Origin of the sequence: Sphingomonas glacialis, from assembly GCF_006439055.1 — a bacterium.
In the GTDB taxonomy this organism is placed as follows: domain Bacteria; phylum Pseudomonadota; class Alphaproteobacteria; order Sphingomonadales; family Sphingomonadaceae; genus Sphingomonas; species Sphingomonas glacialis_A.
This window is the reverse complement of the sequence record NZ_RCZC01000008.1, coordinates 101,129-122,305: the sequence shown is the minus strand read 5'-3', so window position 1 is coordinate 122,305 and position 21,177 is coordinate 101,129. Positions and strand designations below refer to the sequence as shown.

General features: G+C 67.9%; 14 protein-coding genes and 1 tRNA gene. 10 read left to right on the top strand and 5 right to left on the bottom strand.

Annotation, left to right across the window (positions count from 1 at the left end; translation table 11 throughout):
• Positions 1-38 precede the first annotated feature (38 nt).
• The 3 genes from EAH76_RS19905 to EAH76_RS19895 all read left to right on the top strand — a co-directional run bounded on the left by EAH76_RS19905 (position 39) and on the right by EAH76_RS19895 (position 4,810).
• Complete coding sequence (locus EAH76_RS19905; protein WP_140852018.1) at positions 39-2,969, top strand: filamentous hemagglutinin N-terminal domain-containing protein; 2,931 nt, start codon at positions 39-41, stop codon at positions 2,967-2,969.
• A gap of 2 nt (positions 2,970-2,971) precedes the next feature.
• On the top strand, positions 2,972-3,652 hold the full coding sequence (locus tag EAH76_RS19900; protein WP_206667914.1) for a L,D-transpeptidase: 681 nt from the start codon (positions 2,972-2,974) through the stop codon (positions 3,650-3,652).
• Positions 3,653-3,769: 117 nt separating this feature from the next.
• Positions 3,770-4,810 (top strand): aldo/keto reductase, encoded by a 1,041-nt coding sequence (locus EAH76_RS19895; protein ID WP_140852017.1) that lies wholly within the window; start codon positions 3,770-3,772, stop codon positions 4,808-4,810.
• Positions 4,811-4,999: 189 nt separating this feature from the next.
• On the opposite strand, the gene EAH76_RS19890 is transcribed toward EAH76_RS19895, so the two are convergent.
• The 4 genes from EAH76_RS19890 to EAH76_RS19875 form a co-directional block, all read right to left on the bottom strand.
• A tRNA-Met gene (locus EAH76_RS19890) sits at positions 5,000-5,076 on the bottom strand.
• Between the two features lie 97 nt (positions 5,077-5,173).
• A complete protein-coding gene (locus EAH76_RS19885; RefSeq protein WP_140852016.1) occupies positions 5,174-5,701 on the bottom strand; it encodes a 2'-5' RNA ligase family protein in 528 nt (175 codons plus the stop codon).
• Positions 5,698-7,614 carry a potassium transporter Kup gene (locus EAH76_RS19880; protein ID WP_140852121.1) on the bottom strand — a complete coding sequence of 639 codons (1,917 nt, stop codon included), beginning with the start codon at positions 7,612-7,614 and terminating at the stop codon, positions 5,698-5,700. The genes EAH76_RS19885 and EAH76_RS19880 overlap by 4 nt, the downstream gene beginning before the upstream one ends.
• A 165-nt stretch (positions 7,615-7,779) precedes the next feature.
• Complete coding sequence (locus EAH76_RS19875) at positions 7,780-8,220, bottom strand: Lrp/AsnC family transcriptional regulator (protein WP_140852015.1); 441 nt, start codon at positions 8,218-8,220, stop codon at positions 7,780-7,782.
• A 130-nt stretch (positions 8,221-8,350) separates the two neighbouring features.
• On the opposite strand from EAH76_RS19875, the gene ald reads away from it, so the two are divergent.
• The 4 genes from ald to EAH76_RS19855 all read left to right on the top strand — a co-directional run bounded on the left by ald (position 8,351) and on the right by EAH76_RS19855 (position 14,338).
• Positions 8,351-9,457: an alanine dehydrogenase gene (ald, locus tag EAH76_RS19870; protein WP_140852014.1), complete on the top strand. Its 1,107-nt coding sequence runs from the start codon at positions 8,351-8,353 to the stop codon at positions 9,455-9,457.
• 181 nt (positions 9,458-9,638) lie between these two features.
• Positions 9,639-10,862 carry a glycosyltransferase family 87 protein gene (locus EAH76_RS19865; RefSeq protein WP_140852013.1) on the top strand — a complete coding sequence of 408 codons (1,224 nt, stop codon included), beginning with the start codon at positions 9,639-9,641 and terminating at the stop codon, positions 10,860-10,862.
• Positions 10,863-11,009: 147 nt separating this feature from the next.
• On the top strand, positions 11,010-12,248 hold the full coding sequence (locus EAH76_RS19860) for a S1 family peptidase (RefSeq protein WP_241659808.1): 1,239 nt from the start codon (positions 11,010-11,012) through the stop codon (positions 12,246-12,248).
• Between the two features lie 47 nt (positions 12,249-12,295).
• Positions 12,296-14,338, top strand: a complete 2,043-nt coding sequence (locus EAH76_RS19855) for a TonB-dependent receptor plug domain-containing protein (protein ID WP_140852011.1) — start codon at positions 12,296-12,298, stop codon at positions 14,336-14,338.
• Positions 14,339-14,342: 4 nt separating this feature from the next.
• Here EAH76_RS19855 and EAH76_RS19850 read toward each other — a convergent pair whose 3' ends face one another.
• A complete protein-coding gene (locus EAH76_RS19850) occupies positions 14,343-15,239 on the bottom strand; it encodes a LysR substrate-binding domain-containing protein (RefSeq protein WP_140852010.1) in 897 nt (298 codons plus the stop codon).
• Positions 15,240-15,422: 183 nt separating this feature from the next.
• Between EAH76_RS19850 and EAH76_RS19845 the strand changes: the two genes are divergently transcribed.
• From EAH76_RS19845 to EAH76_RS19835, 3 genes are read left to right on the top strand one after another with little or no spacing between them, the layout of a single operon-like run.
• Positions 15,423-18,632: an efflux RND transporter permease subunit gene (locus EAH76_RS19845; protein ID WP_140852009.1), complete on the top strand. Its 3,210-nt coding sequence runs from the start codon at positions 15,423-15,425 to the stop codon at positions 18,630-18,632.
• The gene (locus EAH76_RS19840; RefSeq protein WP_140852008.1) at positions 18,625-19,767 is read left to right on the top strand and encodes an efflux RND transporter periplasmic adaptor subunit; all 1,143 of its coding nucleotides are present in this window, start codon (positions 18,625-18,627) and stop codon (positions 19,765-19,767) included. The genes EAH76_RS19845 and EAH76_RS19840 overlap by 8 nt, the downstream gene beginning before the upstream one ends.
• Positions 19,754-21,166: an efflux transporter outer membrane subunit gene (locus tag EAH76_RS19835; RefSeq protein WP_140852007.1), complete on the top strand. Its 1,413-nt coding sequence runs from the start codon at positions 19,754-19,756 to the stop codon at positions 21,164-21,166. Before EAH76_RS19840 ends, EAH76_RS19835 begins: the two co-directional genes overlap by 14 nt.
• Positions 21,167-21,177: the final 11 nt, after the last annotated feature.

The window sequence follows — 21,177 nt, the reverse complement described above, 5'->3', positions numbered from 1 at the left end:
CCGGCTGCGCGCGCTCCCCATCTTCGAGGATTAACCCGATGACCACTTTCCGTCCGAAATCCGCCAGTACCACCACCCGCCGCCTGTTCAGTTCGACCGGGCTTGGCAGCTTTACGCAGCTCGTGCTGTTCAGCGTGGTCGGCTCGTTCGCCTTCACGCCCTCGGCCTATGCGCAGAGCCTGCCGACCGGCGGCAGCGTCGCTGCGGGCAGCGCGACGATCGCAACCGGCGCCAATGCGGTGACGGTGACCCAGGCGAGCCAGTCGACCGTGCTCAACTGGGAGAGCTTCAACATCGCCGCCGGTAACAGCGTGACCTTCAACCAGCCCAACAGCGCCGCAGTCGCGCTCAACCGCGTGACCGGCGCGGATGGCTCGACGATCCTCGGCAACCTCACCGCGAACGGCAAGGTGTTCCTCGTCAACCCCAACGGCGTGCTGTTCGGCAAGGGCGCGCAAATCAGCACCGGCGGGCTCGTCGCCTCGACGCTCAACATCGCCGATGCCGATTTCATGGCGGGGCATTACGTCTTCGCGGGCAAGAGCGAAGCCGCGGTGCTCAACCAGGGCAGCATCACCGCGAACAATGGCGGCTTCGTCGCGCTGCTCGGCGCGAAGGTCGGCAATGAAGGCGTGATCAGCGCGCGGATGGGCACGGTCGCGCTCGTCGGTGGCCAGGGCGTCACGCTCGACGTCGCGGGCGACGGCCTGCTCAGCATCGCGGTCGACACCGACGCGGTCAACGCGCTGGTCGCCAATGGCGGGCTGATCCAGGCCGATGGCGGGCACGTCCTGCTCACCGCGCAGGCGGCAGGGCAGCTGCTCCACACCGTCGTCAACAACACCGGCGTGATCGAAGCGCGCACGCTCGACACCAGCACGGGCACGATCAAGCTGCTCGGCGACATGGTGACCGGCACGGCCAATGTGGACGGCACGCTCGATGCAAGCGCACCCAACGGCGGCAATGGCGGTTTCATCGAAACATCGGCGGCGCGGGTGAACATCGCCAACACGTCGAAGATCAACACCGTCGCCGCTACGGGCACGACGGGCACGTGGCTGATCGATCCGCAGGACTTCACGATCGGCGCGGCCGGCAACATCTCGGGCGCGACGCTGTCGGCGCTGCTCGTCACCAACAACGTCACGATCAGCACGCTGCCGACCGGCGACGCGATGGTCGCCGGCACCCCGCCCACGACGACGCTCGGCACCACGACGCCGGGCAATGGCGACATCAACGTCAACGACGCGATCGCCTGGACCGCGAGCAGCAATGCCACGACGCTGCGACTCGACGCGGTGCGCGACATGAACTTCAACGCGGCGGTCACCGCGACCAACGGCAACATCATCGCGTGCTGCGGCCGCGACATCACGGTCAACGCACCGCTGACGACGACCAACGGCAGCATCCTGCTCAACGCGATGCGCAACGTCGCGGTCAACTTCTCGATCACCACGACCGACGGCAACATCGCCTTCTGCGCGGGGCATGACGTGATGATCATGTCGAAGGTCACACTGACGCGCGGCACGACGATTCCGGCGCAGAGTCTCGGCTTGACGCCGGGCCTGACGATCATCGCAGGGTTCGACGGCACCGGCCCCGGCGTGACCGGCGGAACCCTCGTGTTCGGCGCGACCGCACCGCCCTCGACCGTCACCGCCGCGCCGGTGTCGATCACCTACAACCCGATCTCCTATGCCGCGCCGACCGACTTCTCGACCAACTTCGTGCTGACCGAGGGCGCGGCGATCAGCCAGCGCATGCTGCTCTTCCCCGATGGCAGCAAGGTCGCCGATGGCAGCACCGCAACGACGCTGACGGGCTTCAATACCACGGCGGTCTCGGGCACGCCGACCGGCGTCACGCTCGTTGCCGGGGCGGGCGCCAGCGCGACCTTCGACAGCGCGACGGCGGGTACGGGGATCGGCATCAGCTATACCGGCTATTCGCTCGCGGGTGCCAATGCCGGGCAATATGCGCTGGCGAGCCAGTGCTGCGTCACCGGGTTCCGGACCACCGGGACGATCACGCCCGCTGCGGTGGTGACGACGCCGGTTGTTACGACGCCGGTGGTCACAACGCCGGTCGTCACGACACCAGTCGTCACTACACCGGTCGTCACCACACCGGTCGTCACCACACCGGTCGTCACGACACCGGTCGTCACAACGCCGGTCGTCACAACGCCGGTCGTCACAACGCCAGTCGTCACAACGCCGGTCGTCACAACGCCGGTCGTCACAACGCCAGTCGTCACGACACCGGTCGTCACAACGCCGGTCGTCACGACGCCGGTCGTCACGACGCCGGTTGTCACCACACCGGTCGTCACAACGCCGGTTGTCACCACACCGGTCGTCACAACGCCGGTTGTCACCACACCGGTCGTCACCACACCAGTCGTCACAACGCCGGTTGTCACCACACCGGTCGTCACCACACCAGTCGTCACAACGCCCGTCGTCACGACACCAGTCGTCACAACACCGGTCGTCACAACGCCCGTCGTCACAACACCGGTCGTCACAACGCCCGTCGTCACAACGCCCGTCGTCACCATACCAGTCGTCACAACGCCGGTTGTCACGACACCAGTCGTCACAACACCGGTCGTCACAACGCCCGTCGTCACAACGCCCGTCGTCACAACGCCCGTCGTCACAACGCCCGTCGTCACAACGCCCGTCGTCACAACGCCGCTCGTCCCCGCAGGCGTTACGTTCCTCGGCAAGAAGCCGCGGGATTACGTTCCGCTGATCCCGGTCAATCTCGTCGTCGTCGGGACCGGCGTCCTCGTGCCGACCGAGGAACTGTCGGTCACCCCGGTTGCGCCGCAGCCGACCCCGGTGCAGCCGGTACTCGAGACGCCGCGGGCCCCCGTCACGGTCACGCCGACGGCACCCGCCCCGTATGTCATCAAGCCGCGCACCTATCCCGCCAAGCAGGATCGGAACTGAGCATGTTCGATCAGCGCCGCACGCGCGCGGCGCTGATCGCGCTGTCGCTCGCAGCCCTGCCGCCGCACGTTGCGGCGGCGGCACCGCTTGCGGCGACCGAGACCCGCGTCGCCGCCGAAGCACCCGCGCTGCCCGCCTCGACCGAGGCATTGGCTCTCGCCGCGTGGGTGGTCGCCAAGGCCGACGCGCACGGCCTGCCGTTCATCGTCATCGACAAGGTCCATGCGCAGGTCGTCGCCTTTACCGCCGACGGCGCGGTCCGTGCGACGACACCGGCGCTGCTCGGTGCAGCGCGCGGCGATCTTTCGCCGCCCGGTATCGGCACGCTCAAGCTCGCGCAGATCACCCCGGCGATGCGGACCACGCCTGCCGGGCGTTTCGAAGTTGGGTTCGGCGCCGACCTCGGGCCGCACGACGTGCTTTGGATCGACTACGACGCCGCGATCTCGCTCCACCGCGTCGTCACGAGCAACGCCGCCGAGCATCGTCTGCAGCGCCTGGCGACCCCCAGCGTCGCCGACAACCGCATCTCTTACGGCTGCATCAACGTACCGGTGCGCTTTTACGAAGGCGTCATCCAGCCGCTGTTCCGCCCCGCCAACGGCATCGCCTATATCCTTCCCGAAACGCCCGCCTTCGGCAGCCTGATCGCGCATATCGAGGCGCACCCGCACCCGCGGTAACCCGTGCCCTGCCGTAGCGCTTACGGCGCGGTCTGCTGGAGCCATTCGGCGCGTCATGCTTTAAAGCGCTGACCGCCTCCCCCCAACGACCCGCGGGCGGCTTCGGAAGGAATCTCCATGCGCTACAACAAGCTTGGCCGCACCGGCCTGTTCGTCTCGGAACTGTGCCTCGGCACGATGACCTTCGGCGGCGGCGACGACATGTGGGGCAAGATCGGCCAGCTCGGCCAGGACGAAGCCGATGCGCTGGTCCGCGTCGCGATCGATGGCGGGATCAATTTCATCGACACCGCCAACGTCTATTCGAACGGCCGCTCGGAAGAGATCACCGGCCAGGCGATCCGCAATCTGGGCCTCAAGCGCGAGGAGATCGTCGTCGCGACCAAGGCGTTCGGCGAGATGGGCGGTGGCCCGAACGCCCGCGGCGCCTCGCGCTATCATCTGATCGACGCGTGCAAGGCGAGCCTCAAGCGGCTCCAGCTCGACCATATCGATCTCTACCAGATCCACGGCTTCGACCCCGCGACACCGATCGAGGAGACGCTGCGCGCACTCGATACGCTCGTCCAGCACGGGCATGTGCGGTATATCGGCGTGTCGAACTGGGCGGCGTGGCAGATCGTCAAGGCGCTCGGCGAATCGGCGCGGCTCGGGCTGCACCGCTTCGCCTCGCTCCAGGCCTATTACACGATCGCCAGCCGCGATCTCGAGCGCGAGATCGTGCCGGCGCTTCTCTCGGAAGAGGTCGGACTGATGGTGTGGAGCCCGCTCGCCGGCGGCTTCCTGTCGGGCAAATACGACCGCGCCGACGAGAGCAAGACCGATGGCCGCCGCGCGACCTTCGACTTCCCGCCGATCGACAAGGCCCGCGGCTATGCGATCATCGACGTGATGCGCCCGATCGCCGAGGCGCACGGCGTGTCGGTGGCGCAGGTGGCGCTCGCCTGGCTGCTCCACCAGAAGGCCGTGTCGAGCGTGATCGTCGGCGCCAAGCGGCCCGACCAGCTGACCGACAATCTCGCCGCGACCAAGGTCGAGCTGTCGGCGGACGATCTCGCCAAGCTGGGAGAGACGAGCGCGCTTCCTGCCGAATATCCTGGCTGGATGTTCGAGCGTCAGGGCGAATATCGCCGCACGCTGCTCGAGAAGATGCGCTGAGGCATGCGCCCGGTTCGCCCATGCGGGCGAACCGGGCATTGCCCCCCGCCGTCACCCCGGGCTTGTCCCGGGGCCCACCGTGCCGCGAACGCTGCCAGGGCCATCACGCGCATCACGGTAGCCCCCCCCGGGACAAGCACGGGGTGACGACGTTCGATGCCGAGCGAACGACTGACAGATAAAAAGGAATGGTAGCGAAGGAGGGACTTGAACCCCCGACCCCAGGATTATGATTCCCGTGCTCTAACCAACTGAGCTACTTCGCCGTGGCCCCGGCTAAACCGGGGCGTGCCGCTGTGTGCGAGGCGCGGGCTATAAGTAGGCGGGTCGGAGCGGTCAACCCACCTTTGCACCGGTTTCGTCTCAGGCGAACATATGCCGCGAGAGCGGCTCCCACGGACCGCCGCGATACCACCAGCTCGCCAGCCCAGCGAGGCGGACGGTGCGGGCCTGGAAATCACGTGCTAGCTCGGCCTGCAGCGCCTTGGCGACCGCGGGCTCGACCTTGTTCTGCACGGTGACGTGCGGGCGCCAGCCCGCGCGGTCCTGCGGCGTCAGCACAGCGGCGAACGCATCGGCGAGCCGATCGCGAACATCCTCGAGCGCGGGCGATTCGATCCGGAACGCCACGCCGCGGCCGAGCGACATCAGCCCGGCGATCCGCGCCTCGGGCGCGCGCACGCGGCTCGTCTCCGCCGCGAGCCGCTGCTTGAGCTCGCGCTCAAGGCTCGGCGCCAGGTGGTGGAACATTGTCAGATGCGCCTTGAGCTGGTTGCGCTCGGGCGGAAAGTGCCGGACGCGCAACTCATCGAACCACGCCGCATCGCCCGCGCCGAACAGAGCGGTGACGATGATCGGCGCAGCGGCCGACGCGGGCGCGACGTCGCTCAAATCTCGAGCTGGCTGCCGAGTTCGACCACGCGGTTGGTCGGCAGGCGGAAGAACTCCATCGCGCTCTCGGCGTTGCGCAGCATCCACGAGAAGAGCTTCTCGCGCCAGATCATCATCCCGGGCCGCGACGACGGCAGCAGCGTCTGGCGCGACAGGAAGAAGCTCGTGTCGATCATCCGGAAATCGGCGCCGCAGCGGTGCACGTTGGCGAGCGCCACCGGCACGTCGGGCTCCTCGATGAAGCCGTACTTCAGCACCATGCGGTGGAAGCCAGCGCCGAGATCCTCGATCATGCAGCGATGCCCCTCGGACACATAGGGCACGTCGGCGATCTTGATCGTCAGCAGGATGATCCGCTCGTGGAGCACCTTGTTGTGCTTGAGGTTGTGCAGCAGCGCGTGCGGCACGCCCTCGGGCGACGAGGTCATGAACACCGCGGTACCGGGCACGCGCGTCGCCGAGGTGGCGGCCGACTGGATGAAGATCTTGATCGGCATCGCGCCCTCGCGCATCCGGTCGATCATCAGCTGCCGCCCCTTCGACCAGGTCGTCAGGATCGTGAAGATGATGAAGCCGACCAGCAGCGGGAACCAGCCGCCCGCCGGCACCTTGGTCAGGTTCGCCGAGAAGTATGCGCCATCCACAAGGAAGAACACCGCGAGCAGCGGCACGGCGTAATAGACCGGCCAGTTCCACAACCGGAACAGCACGACGCTGAGCAGGCAGGTGTCGATGAACATCGCCCCCGTCACCGCGATGCCGTAGGCCGAGGTCAGGTTCGACGAGGTGCGGAAGAAGATCACCAGCAGCAGGACCATCGTCAGCAGCAGCCAGTTGACCAGCGGGATGTAGATCTGCCCGACCGTCGCCGCGCTGGTATGTTCGATCCGCAGCCGCGGCATGAAGCCCAATTGGATCGCCTGCTGCGTCACCGAGAAGGCGCCCGAGATCACCGCCTGCGACGCGATCACCGCGGCCATCGTCGCGAGGATGACGAGCGGCAGCTGGAGGCTGTCCGAGGCGAGCATGTAGAACGGGCTTTCGAGCGCCGGCTGCCCCATCCGCGAGAGCAATGCGCCCTGCCCCATGTAGTTCATCATCAGTGCGGGCAGCACGACGAACAGCCACGACACGCGGATCGGGTTGCGTCCGAAATGCCCCATGTCGGCGTAGAGCGCCTCCGCGCCGGTGACGGCAAGCACGACCGACCCGAGCGCGAGAAACGCGCGCAGCGGATCGAGCGCGAAGAATTCGACCGCATAATGCGGCGAGAAGGCCCAGAGGATCTCGGGCGTCTTGACGATGCTGAGCACGCCGAGCGTCGCGATCACCGCGAAATAGACGAGCATGATCGGGCCGAAGAACAGCCCGACGCGTGCCGTCCCGCTGCGCTGGATCCAGAACAGGGCAATGATGATGGTCATCGCGATCGGCATCACGAGATTGCCGAGCCCGGGCGAGACGACCGCGAGGCCCTCGACCGCCGACAGCACCGACACCGCCGGGGTGATCATCGAATCACCATAGAACAGCGCGGTCGCGAACACGCCAAGCAGGATAATCCCTCGCGACCAGCGCTTGTTCTTGGTCCGCCCGTTGACGAGCGCGAGCAGCGCCAGGCTCCCGCCCTCGCCCTTATTGTCGGCGCGCATGATGATCGTGACGTATTTCAGGCTGACGACGATCATCATCGACCAGAACATCAGGCTGACGACGCCCATGATGTGGATCGGATCGAGCGCGAGCTTGTGATGCCCAGCGAACGTCTCGCGAAACGCGTAGATCGGGCTGGTGCCGATATCGCCGAAGACGATGCCGATCGCGCCGAGCGCGAGCTTTACGAGGCCGTCCTTGCCGTGATGGTGCGCGTCGTCGCCGCTCGTATCGGGCGCCGAGTCGCGATCGGCGGGCAGGCCGCCCGCACTTGCCTGGGTGTTGCTCACGCTAAGGGTGTTCTTGCCCGAATTTCATGCAGATAGGTCATGGATGACGGCGGTGGCCTCGGTCCCGATGGTGCGGCGCAATAGCACGCGGCATTGCCCCCCGCAACGCCGCGTACAGCGAGGGTTCAGACAGGCTCAGTCCTCGGTCGCGAGCGTGCGGATCGTGAATTGGGTCACAAGCCGGTGGACGCCGGGAAGCGCGGAGAGCACTTCGCGGTGGATGCGTTCGTAGCTGTCGTCCTCGCGGACCAGCACTTTGAGCAGATAATCCGATTCGCCGCTCATCAGATGGGCCTCGCTCACTTGCAGCGTGCGCGCGAGCGCCTGTTCGAACTGCTGCATTGTCGCCTGGCGCTGGTCTGTGAGCGTCACCGAGACGAACACCGTCGAGGGATTGCCGCGTGCCGCGCGCGACAGGCGGGCGCGGTAGCCGAGGATCAGCCCCTGTTGTTCGAGCGTCTTGACGCGGCGATGCGCGGCCGAGGGGGAAAGCCCGACCCGCTCGCCCAGTGCCTCGCTGGTCAGCCCCGACTCCTGCCCGAGCTGCGCAATGATCTTGCTGTCGATCGTATCCATGCGGGACGCTGTTGCGCATTTGTGCTCATATTTGCAATGCGATCCCGTTCCGAACACCCTCGTCGGCGAGTTTGCACGCACTTCCCGCGCGCTCTGCTGTAAAAGGCGCACACTCAATAGGAGAGTTTCGATGCGCATCGGTGTTCCCAAGGAAATCAAGAATCACGAATATCGTGTCGGCCTGACCCCACCCTCGGTCTCCGACCTCGTCGCGGCGGGCCACAGCGTTGCGGTCGAGACGGGCGCTGGCCTCGGCATCGACTTCGAGGACCAGGATTATGTCGCGGCGGGCGCGACGATCCTGCCCGACGCAGCGAGCGTGTTCGCCCAGAGCGACATGATCGTGAAGGTCAAGGAGCCGCAGGCGAGCGAGATCGCGCTGCTCGAGCCGCGCCACCTGCTCTTCACCTATCTCCACCTCGCCGCCGACAAGCCGCAGGCCGAGGGGCTGATGAAGTCGGGCGCGACCTGCATCGCGTACGAGACCGTCACCGCCGCCGACCGCTCGCTCCCGCTGCTGAAGCCGATGTCCGAAGTCGCCGGGCGCATGTCGATCCAGGTCGGCGCGCATTATCTCGAGAAGGAGCAAGGCGGCCGCGGCATCCTGCTCGGCGGCGTGCCGGGCGTGGCGCCGGCCAAAGTCGCGATCCTCGGCGGTGGCGTCTCGGGCGTCAACGCCGCGCAGATGGCGGTCGGCATGCGCGCCGACGTGACGATCTACGACATTTCGAACGCGCGGCTCGCCGAGCTCGACATGTTCTTCGGCAGCCAGATCAAGACCGCCTACGCCTCACGCGCGGCGATCGCTGCTGCGGTAAAGAACGCCCACCTCGTGATCGGCGCGGTGCTCGTTCCCGGCGCCGCGGCGCCCAAGCTCGTCACGCGTGACATGCTCAAGACGATGAAGCGCGGTTCGGTGCTGGTCGACATCGCGATCGACCAGGGCGGCTGCTTCGAGACGAGCCATGCGACGACGCATGAAGACCCGGTGTTCGAAGTCGACGGCGTGATCCATTATTGCGTCGCCAACATGCCCGGCGCGGTCGCGCGGACCTCGGCGTTCGCGCTCAACAATGCGACGCTCCCGTTCGTGCTCAAGCTCGCGACGCTGGGTGCCGAGGGTGCGATGGCAGCGGATGCGCATCTGGCGAACGGGCTCAACGTTTCGGCGGGCAAGATCCGGCACCAGGCGGTGGCGGATGCGCTCGACCTGCCGTTCGAGGCTTGGGCCGGCTGAGTCGACCCTAAGCGCAGTCTGCACGTCCGAGGCCCCGCCGCCGATACGATTGGCATGCCATCGTATCGGCGGCGGGGCCTTGGCATTTCGCCGGTCTTTACACGGCAGAAACATCTGACGGCCTAAGGCTGCCCCCGAGGACACCGACGCGAAGGTCGGCTGTACCGATGAGGGCACGGTCATGGAGCCGATGGTCATTCCGCAGCGCGACGATCCGTATCGACCCTATCGCCGCGTCGGCGCAGTACTGGCCGCATGTATCGTTCTCGTCGGCTGCGTCGAAGTGATCCGCAATGTGCTGCATCCGACGAGCGTCGATTTCTTGAGCTTCTGGGGCGCGGGCAAACTCGCACTCGGCGGGGCGGCAGCATCGGCGTATGACGCGGCGAGCCTTCACGCGCTCCAGATCAAGGTCGCCGCGTTCGACGCTGGCGACATGCCCTATCCCTACGCACCCGCCTTCCTGTTGCTGCTGCTCCCGTTCGCGCTGCTGCCGTTCCCGGTCGCGATGGGGGCGTGGTCGGCCGTGACCTTGCCGCTCTACGCGGTGGTCGCACGGCGCTTCGCACCACGGTCGGGCTGGCTCGCGGTCGCGTTCCCGCCGGTGTTCGTCTCGATCGCGATCGGTCAGAACGCGTTCCTGACTGCCGCCGCGTTTCTCGGCGGGCTGACGCTGTTGGCGCATGGGCGAAAGGTCGCAGCGGGGATGGTGCTTGGCTGCCTGATCCTCAAGCCGCAACTGGCGCTGATGCTGCCGGTCGCGATGCTCGCCGCGCGCGAATGGCGGGTCATTGCGGGAGCGGCCATATCTTCGCTTGCGATTCTCCTGATCGGGCTGCTGGTGTTCGGGACCGCGGCGAGCGTGGCGTGGCTCGCGCAAATGCCGCTCTACATGCATATTGCGCGCGACGGGCTGGTCGGCTGGCACAAACTGACGAGCCTCTATGCCGCCGGGCGGCAAGCCGGCCTATCGGAAACCGCGGCCATGGTGGTGCATAGTGCGGTGGCGCTCGGTGCCGCGGGACTCGTTGCGGATATCTGGCGCTCGGATGCGACGCCGAGTGCCAAGGCCGGCGTGCTCGGCGCAGCGACGATGCTCGCGAGCCCCTATGTCTATATGTACGACGCGCTCATGCTCCTGCCGGCCTTCGTCTTTCTCGTCGAGCGACGCGCGCCCGTTGCGGTGGTCGGATCGCTATGGCTGTTGCCTATCGCCGGCATCCTGCAGGCGGCCTGGCGTAACGGGCCGATCAATATCGGGCCGGTCGTGCCGATCGTCCTTCTGCTGCTGTGCTATCGCCTGGGACGCGCGCATTCCGCCGCCGGATCTGGCCGCGCGGGATCGACCTTTGGGGTCGACGATGGCCCAATCATCCCCATCGGATACGAATCGGCTCGACCATAGCGAAAATGCGCGGCCGTCGCGCGCACGCCGGTTTCCCGCGCGGCGAGAATCGGCTAGCATCGCGGCGTGCGATATCTCCTTTTAGCGACCGCTTTCCTCCTCTTCCCGACCAGCGCCTCGGCGCAGTCGGCCGCTCCTTTCCCCCCCATGCACATCGCGCAGCCGCCGCTTGTCGTCCCCGCCGCGCCCCTGCTGATCGACCCCCACACCACCCTGCCCCCGCTCGTCACGCTCCCGATCCTCGAAACCCCCGCCGCCGCCCGCGCCGAGGACGCCGCCGAATATGCCAAGCTCTTCGCCGTCCCCTTACGCGAGGCGATCGCGCGGCTCGCGGTGCAGGATGCGAGCGTGCCCGTCACCGACCGGATCGCCGAGCAGTATCGTGATCGCCTCGCCGGGATCGCGATCGAGCATCGCCCGGCCTATCGCATCGTCGTCAATCTCACCGGCACAGCGCTGGTCGCGCCCGAGCAGGTCAGCACGGGCGGGATCACCGTGCCGATCGTGTTCCGCCCCGGCGCCGCAGTCACGCGTGAGCGCGTGATCTGGGCAATGACCAATCACCAGGCGGCGATCCGCGCCGCTTTGCGCACCCCGCCCGGCATGGGGCTCGACCCGCATAGCGGCGCGCTCGTCGTGACGATCGGCAGCACCGATGCTGCCGAAGGCGCCGCCAGCCTCGAACAGCGGCTCGCAGCCATCGCCGGCGTGCCGGTCAAGGTGCGCGCGCTCAACCAGAAAGACGTCAACCTCTCGCCCGAGGGCGGCGCGCGGGTCGAGGGGCTGAACCCGGCCGACAACCGCCGCTATGTCTGCACCACCGGCTTCAACATCACCGACGGCACGCGCAGCGCGGTGACGACGGCGGCGCACTGCGTCGACAATCTCGATTATCGCGGCGCGCGCGGGACGATCGAGCCGCTCAGCTTCGTCGGCCAATGGGGCTGGGGGTATCGCGACGTTCAGATCAACGCGTCGCTCGGACCACTGCCGCCGACCTTCTATGCCGATGCCGCGCGCAGCCGGCTGCGCCCCGTGACGGGCTCGCGCGGCCGCGCCAGCACGCGCGCGGGCGACTTCGTCTGCCATCGCGGCGAGCGCACCGGCTATAGCTGTGCGCTCGTCCAGCTGACCGATTTCGCGCCGGCGGGGGATCTCTGCGGCGGGCCGTGCCTGCCGACCTGGGTCACCGTGTCGGGCCCGACCTGCAAGGGCGGCGACAGCGGGTCGCCGGTGTTCAGCGGCACCACCGCGCTCGGCATCCTGAAGGGCGCGAGCTATCGCGGCGACGGATCGTGCGCGTTTTATTTCTACATGTCGCTCGATTATCTGCCAGAGGGCTGGTCGCTCTTGCAGGCGATGCCGGGCGTCGTTCCAACGGGATGACGCAGCGGCCGCGCCGATCTTCTCCCGATCGAGTCTGGCCCGTCCCCATGTATCGCTTTTCCTGTCTGCCGCTGCTTACGCTTGCCGCGCCCCTCCCCGCGCTCGCGCAGCAGGCCCCGCCGCCCCCTGCCGCCGCCGCCGCCGACAACCCCGACATCGTCGTGCTCGGCCAGCCGCTACCCGTCCCGCCGGGCGTGCCGGCCTATGGCTCGGTGACGATCTCACGCGAGCGGCTGACGGGCGATGCCTCGGGCCGGGTCGAGGATGTGCTGCTCGACGTCGCGGGCTTCCAGCAGTTCCGCCGCGCCGACAGCCGCTCGGCCAATCCGTCCGCGCAAGGCGTGACGCTGCGCGCGCTCGGGGGTAACGCCTCGAGCCGGGCGCTGGTGTTGCTCGATGGCGTGCCGCTCGCCGATCCGTTCTTCGGCTATATCCCGTTTAACGCGATCTCGGCCGATCGCCTCGGCGGCGTACGCGTGACGCGCGGCGGCGGTGCGGGCGCGTTCGGTGCGGGCGCGGTCGCGGGCACGATCGAGCTGGCGAGCGCGACGCGGCGCGACTTGCCGCTCGTCGCTGGCGAGGCGTTCTACGGCAGCGACAATGCGCAGGAAGTTTCGGCGAGCATCTCGCCCGATGTCGGCGGCGGGTTCGTGAGCTTCTCGGGCAAGTTCGAGCGCGGCGACGGCTTCTACACCACTCCGGCCAGCCAGTTCACCGCCGCCACCGTCCGCGCGCGCTATCGCGACTGGTCGGGCGGGATGCGCGCGGTCGTGCCGATCGACGCCGAGACCGAGATCCAGGCGCGCGGCCTGCTCTATCGCGACAACCGCACGCTGCGCTTCGCCGGGGCGGACAGCAGCTCGGAAGCCAATGACGCGAGCGTCCGGCTGATCCACCGCGGGCCGTGGGCGATCGACGCCCTCGCTTATGTCCAGACGCGCAACTTCACCAATCGCGTGATCAGCGCGACCACCGCCAAGCTGACGCTCGACCAGCGCAACACCCCCGCCACCGGGATCGGCGGCAAGATCGAGCTGCGCCCGCCGGTCGGTCCCGACCATGTGCTGCGCGTGGGCGTCGATGCGCGGCTCGGCAACGGGACGCTGTACGAGGACGCCTACACCGCGTCCGGGCTCGTCACGACGCGACGCACCGCGGGCGGCGCGACGAGCACGCTCGGCGCGTTCGTCGAGGATGACTGGACGCTCGGCCGGCTCGTGCTGACCGCCGGCGTGCGCGGCGATCGCTGGACGATCACCGACGGTTTCTTCCGCGAGGCGAATGCCGCGGGGGCGATCACCTCCAGCACCCGCTATGCCGACCGCGACGGGTTCGAGGGCACTGGCCGCGCGGGCGCACTGTTCCATGCGAGCGACGCGATCGCGCTGCGCGCCGCCGCCTATACCGGCTTCCGCCTGCCGACGCTCAACGAGCTGTATCGCCCGTTCGTCGTCTTCCCGATCACGACGCAGGCCAATGCCGCGCTCGGGCTGGAGCGGTTGCGCGGGATCGAAAGCGGGGTCGATCTCAAGCCGCTCGACCATGTCACCCTCAGCGTCACCGGCTTCTACAACCGGCTCGAGAATGCGATCGCCAACGTCACGCTGTCGAGCACGCTGCGCCAGCGGCAGAATGTCGATGCGATCGTCGCCAAGGGGATCGAGCTTACGGGCCACGCGACGCACGGCCCCTTTTCGTTCGACGGCTCCTATGCCTTCAGCGACAGCAAGGTCGAGGCGTCGGGACCGCAGGCCAAGCTCAACGGGCTGATCCCCTCGCAGAGCCCGCGCCACACCGGCAGCGCGACGCTCGCCTGGGCGAGCCCAAGCGGGTTCGGCGCGTCGGCGACGGTGCGCTATGTCGGCGATCAATATGAGGACGACCAGCAGACCGACGTAATCCCCGCGGTGACGACGGTCGACGGCGTCATCACAGTGCCGGTCGGCCACCGCGTCGCGATCGTCGGCCGCGCGGAAAATCTGTTCGACGCGACGGTGATCACGCGCAACGTGACGATCCAGAGCGGCGGGACCAACCCGATCGATCTCGGCACGCCGCGCCGGCTATGGATCGGCGTGCGGCTGCGCTGAGGCGTCAGGCCGGGGCGCTCGCCGCGACCACGTCGAGAAACGCGCGACACGTCAGGCTGGCATTGTCACGCCGATGCAGCAGCCACATGCCGGTGCGCGATTCGGGGTCGGACAAGGGCACGTAGACGAGCTTGCTCGACTGCAGCGCGCAGAGCGACTCGGCCACCACCGTCACCCCGATCCCCGCCGCGGCGAGCCCGAACAGCGTCGAGACCTCGCGCACCGTGTATGCCAGATTGGGCTCGACGCCGACGCCGCGCAGCATCGCATACAGTTCCTGCGTGAAGGTCGCGCCGTCCTCGCGGCTGTAGAGGATCAGCGGTTCCCCCTCGAGATCGCGCAGGCCGAGGTCGGGGCGGTTGGCGAAGCGGTGGTCGGGCCGCATCGCCACCATCATCCGTTCCTCGAGGATCGGCGTCGCGGCGACCGACGCATCGACATCGGGGCGGCGGAAGCTGCGCACGAAGCACACGTCGAGCGCGTGTTCGCTCAGCGCATTGGGCTGCATGCACCCGGCGAGCTCGGTCAGCGCCAGTTTCACGTCGGGATAGGCCTGGCGATAGTCGAAGATCGCCTTGGCGATCTGCGGCACGAAGGGTGCCGACGCGTTGAACCCGAGATTGAGCTGCCCGCCCTCCCCGCGCGCCGCGCGGTGCGCGACATGGATCGCGCGGTCGGCCTGGGCGAGCGTTGCGCGCGCTTCGCTCAGGAACGCCGTCCCGGCGGCGGTCAAACACACGCTGCGACTCGTGCGATCGAACAACCGGACCCCCAATTCCTGCTCGAGCGCGGCGATCTGCTGGCTGAGCGGCGGCTGCGAAATTCCGAGGCGCGCCGCGGCGCGCGCGAAATGCAGTTCCTCGGCGACGCCGACGAAATAGCGGAGGTGGCGGAGTTCCATCGATCAAGACCCTAGGCGTATCGATCATGCTGTAAACAATATTGGACGAGGATCAATGCCGGGGCGCAAGGGGCGATTTGCTGCGGGTGCGAAGGCACCTATTGCGAGTCTAGGAACCTGGAGTTCTTCCGTGTTTGCAAACGCTTGCTCTCTCGTCCAACGCCCGATGCGGAGCTTCGCCGCGTGATCGGCATCGTCCGCATCGCGCTGCAGCGCCCGCTTACCTTTATCGTGATGGCGATCCTGATCGCGATCATGGGCGTGCTCGCGGCGATCCGCACCCCGGTCGACATCTTCCCGAACATCGGCGTGCCGGTTATCGCTACCGCCTGGCAGTATAGCGGCCTGTCGCCCGACGAGATGTCGGGGCGCATCATCACCCCGTTCGAACGCGTGCTGACGACGACGGTCAACGATATCGACCATATCGAGAGCCAGTCGATGAGCGGCATCGGCGTGGTGAAGATCTATTTCCAGCCCGGCGCCGACATCCGCACCGCGACCGCGCAGGTGACGTCGGTTTCGCAGAGCGTGCTCAAGCAGCTGCCGCCGGGAATCACCCCGCCGCTGATCCTCAATTACAACGCCTCGACGGTGCCGATCGTCCAGCTCGCACTGTCGGGCAAGGGGCTGTCCGAGGGGCAGCTGTTCGACCTCGCGCAGAACCAGGTCCGCACCAATCTGGTGACCGTGCCGGGCGCCGCGGTCCCCTACCCCTCGGGCGGCAAGACGCGCCAGATCCAGATCGATCTCGACCCCGAGGCGCTCCAGTCGAAGGGCCTGTCGGCACAGGACGTCGGCAATGCCATCGCCGCGCAGAACCAGATCAACCCGGCCGGTTTCGTCAAGATCGGCGGGTACCAGTATAACGTGAAGCTCAACAACGCGCCGGGCTCGGTCGACGAGCTCAACGCGCTGCCGATCAAGGTGGTGGGCGGCGCGACGATCTACATGCGCGACGTGGCGCATGTCCGCGACGGCTCGGCGCCGCAGACCAACATCGTCCATGTCGACGGCTCGCGCTCGGTGGTGATGACGATCCTCAAGAACGGCGCGACCTCGACGCTGGCGATCGTCCAGGGCGTCAAGGACGCGCTGCCCAAGATCCAGGAGACGCTGCCGGCGGCGCTCAAGATCGTGCCGATCGGCGATCAGTCGGTGTTCGTGAAAGCCGCGGTCGAGGGCGTCATCAAGGAAGGCGCGATCGCCGCTGCGCTGACCTCGCTGATGATCCTGCTGTTCCTCGGCTCCTGGCGCTCGACCGTGATCATCGCGATCTCGATCCCGCTCGCGATCCTCGCCGCGATCATCGCGCTGTCGGCAACGGGCAACACGCTCAACATCATGACGCTCGGGGGCTTGAGCCTCGCGGTCGGCATCCTGGTCGACGATGCGACGGTCACGATCGAGAACATCAACTGGCATCTCGAACAGGGCAAGGGCGTCACCGAGTCGATCCTCGACGGCGCGGCGCAGATCGTGACGCCGGCGTTCGTGTCGCTGCTGTGCATCTGCATCGTGTTCGTGCCGATGTTCTTCCTCCCCGGAATCGCGGGCTTCCTGTTCGTGCCGCTCGCGCTCGCGGTCGTCTTCGCGATGATCGCGTCGTTCATCCTCTCGCGCACGCTGGTGCCGACGATGGCGATGTATCTGCTCAAACCGCATGTCGGCGACCAGCATGCAGCCGGCACGCCGACCTCGCGCAACCCGCTGGTGCGCTTCCAGCGCGGATTCGAGCATCGCTTCGAGAAGATCCGCGTCGGCTATGGCGGGTTGCTCGAAAAGGCGCTCGGCACGCCCAAGCCGTTCCTGTTCGGCTTCATCGCGGTCGTCCTGCTGTCGTTCCTGCTGCTGCCGTTCCTCGGGCAGAACTTCTTCCCGAGCGTCGATGCCGGCGCGATGGCGATCCACGTCCGCGCGCCCGTCGGCAGCCGGATCGAGGATACGTCGGCCGAGTTCGACCGCATCGCGCACCATATCCGCGCGACGATCCCGGCAAGCGAGCTCGTCTCGGTGGTCGACAATATGGGCCTGCCGGTCAGCGCGATTAACACCGTGTACAACAATTCGGGGACGGTCGGCCCGCAGGATGGCGACATCCTGATCCAGCTGTCGAAGGACCACAGCCCGACCGCCGACTATGTCCGGACGCTGCGCGAGAGCCTGCCCAAGGCGTTCCCGGGCACGCAATTCTCGTTCCTGCCCGCCGACATCACGACGCAGATCCTCAATTTCGGCGCGCCTGCGCCGATCGACATCCAGATCACCGGCAAGGACGCGGTCGCCAATGCCGCCTTCGCGCAGAAGATCCTGCGCCGGGTCAAGCGGATCCCCGGCGTCGCCGATCCGCGGCTCCAGCAATCGGCGCGCTATCCGCAGCTCAACGTCGCCGTCGATCGTACCCGCATCGGCCAATACGGCCTGACCGAACGCGACGTCACCAACAGCGTCGGCAATTCGCTCGCCGGCACGTCGCAGACCGCGCCGGTCTTTTACCTCAATCCCGACAACGGCGTGTCCTATGCGGTCGTCGCGCAGACGCCCGAATATCGGCTCGGCTCGGTGAGCGATCTGTCGAACATTCCCGTCACCGGCAGCGGCACCGCGCCGAGCAGCCAGGTGCTCGGCGGGCTCGGCACCGTCACCCGGGCGAGTTCGGCGGCAGTCGTGTCGCATTACAACATCGCGCCGGTGATCGACATCTTCGCGACGCCGACCGACCGCGATCTCGGCGCGGTGTCGGGCGATATCCTCAAGGTGATCAAGGACCTCAAGGGCCAGACGCCGAAGGGCGTCACCGTCACGCTGCGCGGCCAATATGCGACGATGAACAGCGCGTTTTCGGGGTTGGGCTTCGGGCTGATCGGCGCGATCGTGCTGATCTATCTGCTGATCGTGGTGAACTTCCAGAGCTGGCTCGATCCGTTCGTGATCATCACCGCGCTGCCGGGCGCGATCGCGGGGATCATCTGGATGCTGTTCGCGACGGGCACGACGCTGTCAGTCCCGGCGCTGACCGGCGCGATCATGTGCATGGGCGTCGCCACCGCCAACGCGATCCTCGTCGTCAGCTTCGCGCGCGAACGCCTCGCCGAGCTCGGCAATTCGACAGCCGCCGCGCTCGAGGCCGGGATGGTGCGCTTCCGTCCAGTGCTGATGACCGCGCTCGCGATGATCATCGGCATGTTGCCGATGGCGATGGGCTTTGGCGAAGGCGGCGAGCAGAACGCGCCGCTCGGGCGTGCGGTCATCGGCGGGCTGATCGTCGCGACCTTTGCGACGCTGATGTTCGTGCCGGTGATCTTCTCGCTCGTTCACAAGAAGCGCGACCGCGCCCCTACCCCTACTCCCGCGCCTGTCGCGCACACCCGTTTGGAGGAAGCACATGTCTGAGGGCGGCAACGGCCGGCTCAAGCTCGTCGGCGGCATCGCGGCGGTCGTCGCAGTGGGCGTAGTCGGCGCCGGGATCGCGACACGCGTCCATTCCGAGCATCGCCTCGCCGATTGGACCGATCGGCAGGCGCTGCCGAACGTCTCGGTGATCCATGCGACCACGGTTGCCGGCGGCGACACGTTGCAGCTTCCGGCGGCACTCCAGGCGCTCAACAGCGCACCGATCTATGCGCGCACGACAGGCTATGTTCGCCGCTGGCTGGTCGATCTCGGCGATCCCGTGCGGCGAGGCCAGACGCTCGCGATCCTCGATGCGCCCGAGGTCGACCAGCAACTCGTCGCCGCGCAAGCCGATCTGCAGACCGCGCAGGCGAACCAGGCGCTCGCCGCGACCACCGCGACGCGCTGGCGCGCGATGCTCGCCAAGGATGCGGTGTCGAAGCAGGAGACCGACGAAAAGGCCGGCGACCTCGCCGCCAAGTCGGCGCTGACCAACGCCGCGCGCGCCAATGTCGCGCGGTTGCGCTCGCTGACGGGCTTCACTCGGCTGACCGCGCCGTTCGACGGGATCGTGACGAGCCGCGCGACGCAGATCGGTGCGCTCGTCGTCGCGGGCAACGCCGCCTCGACGCCGCTGTTCACGGTCGCCGATGTCAGCCGGATCCGCGCGTATGTGAAGGTGCCGCAATCCTATTCGGGGCAGGTCCATCCCGGCATGCAAGTCACGCTGACGCTGCCCGAATATGCCGGACGCACCTTTGCCGCGACGCTGACGCGCAGCGCGGGCGCGGTCGACCCCGGTTCGGGCACGGTGCTGGTCGAGGTGCAGGCGCCCAATCGCGACCATGCGCTCAAGCCCGGCTCGTACGCGCAGGCGAGCTTCCCGCTGAGCGGCGCGTCGGGCACGGTCTCGCTGCCGCCGAGCGCGCTGATCGTCGGATCGGGGGGCACGCAGGTCGCGCTGCTCGGGCCGGGCAACAAGGCGCAGCTGCGCACCGTCACGATCGGGCGCGATCAGGGCAAGACGGTCGAGATCGCCGCGGGCCTGACCGCGCAGGACCGCGTGATCGACAATCCGCCCGACTCGCTCCAGACCGGCGACGCGGTGAAGGTGCTCCCCAATGCGGGCAAATAAGCGCCGGTGTCGCGCGGCAGCCCTGGTCAGCCTGGTCGCGCTGGCGGGATGCTCGCTCGCGCCCGATTATCATCAGCCCGCGGTCGCGGTCGCGCCCGCCTATAAGGAAGCCGGACCGTGGCAAGCCGCCGGCACCGCCGTCGCGCCCGCCGGCGCGTGGTGGGAGGCGTTCGGCGACGCGACCTTCACCGCGCTCGAGACGCGGATCGAACACGGCAATTTCAACCTGGCCGCCGCCGCCGCGCGCTATGAGGAAGCGAGCGCCGCGGTCCGCCACAGCCGCGCCGCGCTCTTCCCGCAGATCACCGCCGGCGCCGATGTCGAGCGCACGCGCGTGTCGCAAGGCCGCCCGCTCTCGTCGGGGCGCGCCGTCACCTATAACAACGCGCTGATCGGCCCGTCGCTCTCCTACGAGATCGACCTGTTCGGCCGCGTCCGCAACACGCTCGCCGCAAGCCGCGCCTCGGCCCAGGCGAGCGCGTCGGATCTCGCCGCGGTCCGGCTCGCGCTCCAGGCGCAGCTCGGCTCGGCCTATTTCGACATGCGCGGGCTCGATGCCCGGATCGTACTGCTGCAGGAGACGGTCGACGCGTACAGCCGCGCCTTCCAGCTCACCGACACGCGCCATTCGGGCGGGATCGCCTCTGGGATCGACGTCAGCCGCGCGCAGAGCCAGTTGGCCAGCGCCAAGGCCGAGCTCGACGCGGTGCGTGCCGAGCGCGCGCGCGACGAACATGCGATCGCGGTGCTGATCGGGGAAAGCCCGTCGAGCTTCTCGCTGCCGGTCGACAACCGCCAGATCGCCCCGCCGCCGATCCCGGCGAGCCTGCCCTCGACGCTGCTCGAACGCCGGCCCGACATCCTCGCGGCCGAACGCCGCGTCGCGTCCGCCAATGCGCGGATCGGCGTGGCGCGCGCGGCGCTGTATCCGAGCATCTCGCTCGGTGCAGCCGGCGGGTTCGAGGCGGGCAGCGGCAATCTGCTCAGCGCCGCCAATGGGTTCTGGGCGCTCGGCCCGCTGTCGCTCGCGCAGACGCTGTTCGACGGCGGCGCGCGGCGCGCCGACGTGCGACTGTCGCGCGCGCAGTTCGACGAGGCGGCGGCGAATTATCGCCAGACCGTGCTCAGCGCGTTTCGCGAGGTCGAGGACGATCTCGCCGCCGGGCGTCACCTCGCCGACCAAGAGCGCAACCAGGCGATCGCCACGACCGCCGCCGAGCGCACGCGCGATCTCGCCACGACGCGCTACCGCGACGGCGCATCGGATTATCTCGAGGTGGTGCTCGCGCAGACCGCGGCGCTCGATGCCGAGCGCGCGCTGCTCACGGTGCGCACGCAGCAGCTGACCGTCGCAACCGATACCGTGCGCGCGCTCGGCGGGGCGTTTCCCGCGAGCTGAAGCGTCCCGCG

Excerpts from the sequence above, each read along its gene's own strand:
- EAH76_RS19875 (WP_140852015.1), bottom strand. The coding sequence starts at position 8,220 with ATGGATACGATCGACAGCAAGATCATTGCGCAGCTCGGGCAGGAGTCG.
- EAH76_RS19840 (WP_140852008.1), top strand. The coding sequence starts at position 18,625 with ATGTCTGAGGGCGGCAACGGCCGGCTCAAGCTCGTCGGCGGCATCGCG.
- EAH76_RS19895 (WP_140852017.1), top strand. The coding sequence starts at position 3,770 with ATGCGCTACAACAAGCTTGGCCGCACCGGCCTGTTCGTCTCGGAACTG.
- EAH76_RS19900 (WP_206667914.1), top strand. The coding sequence starts at position 2,972 with ATGTTCGATCAGCGCCGCACGCGCGCGGCGCTGATCGCGCTGTCGCTC.
- EAH76_RS19850 (WP_140852010.1), bottom strand. The coding sequence starts at position 15,239 with ATGGAACTCCGCCACCTCCGCTATTTCGTCGGCGTCGCCGAGGAACTG.
- EAH76_RS19860 (WP_241659808.1), top strand. The coding sequence starts at position 11,010 with ATGCACATCGCGCAGCCGCCGCTTGTCGTCCCCGCCGCGCCCCTGCTG.
- EAH76_RS19855 (WP_140852011.1), top strand. The coding sequence starts at position 12,296 with ATGTATCGCTTTTCCTGTCTGCCGCTGCTTACGCTTGCCGCGCCCCTC.
- EAH76_RS19835 (WP_140852007.1), top strand. The coding sequence starts at position 19,754 with ATGCGGGCAAATAAGCGCCGGTGTCGCGCGGCAGCCCTGGTCAGCCTG.
- ald (WP_140852014.1), top strand. The coding sequence starts at position 8,351 with ATGCGCATCGGTGTTCCCAAGGAAATCAAGAATCACGAATATCGTGTC.
- EAH76_RS19905 (WP_140852018.1), top strand. The coding sequence starts at position 39 with ATGACCACTTTCCGTCCGAAATCCGCCAGTACCACCACCCGCCGCCTG.
- EAH76_RS19865 (WP_140852013.1), top strand. The coding sequence starts at position 9,639 with ATGGAGCCGATGGTCATTCCGCAGCGCGACGATCCGTATCGACCCTAT.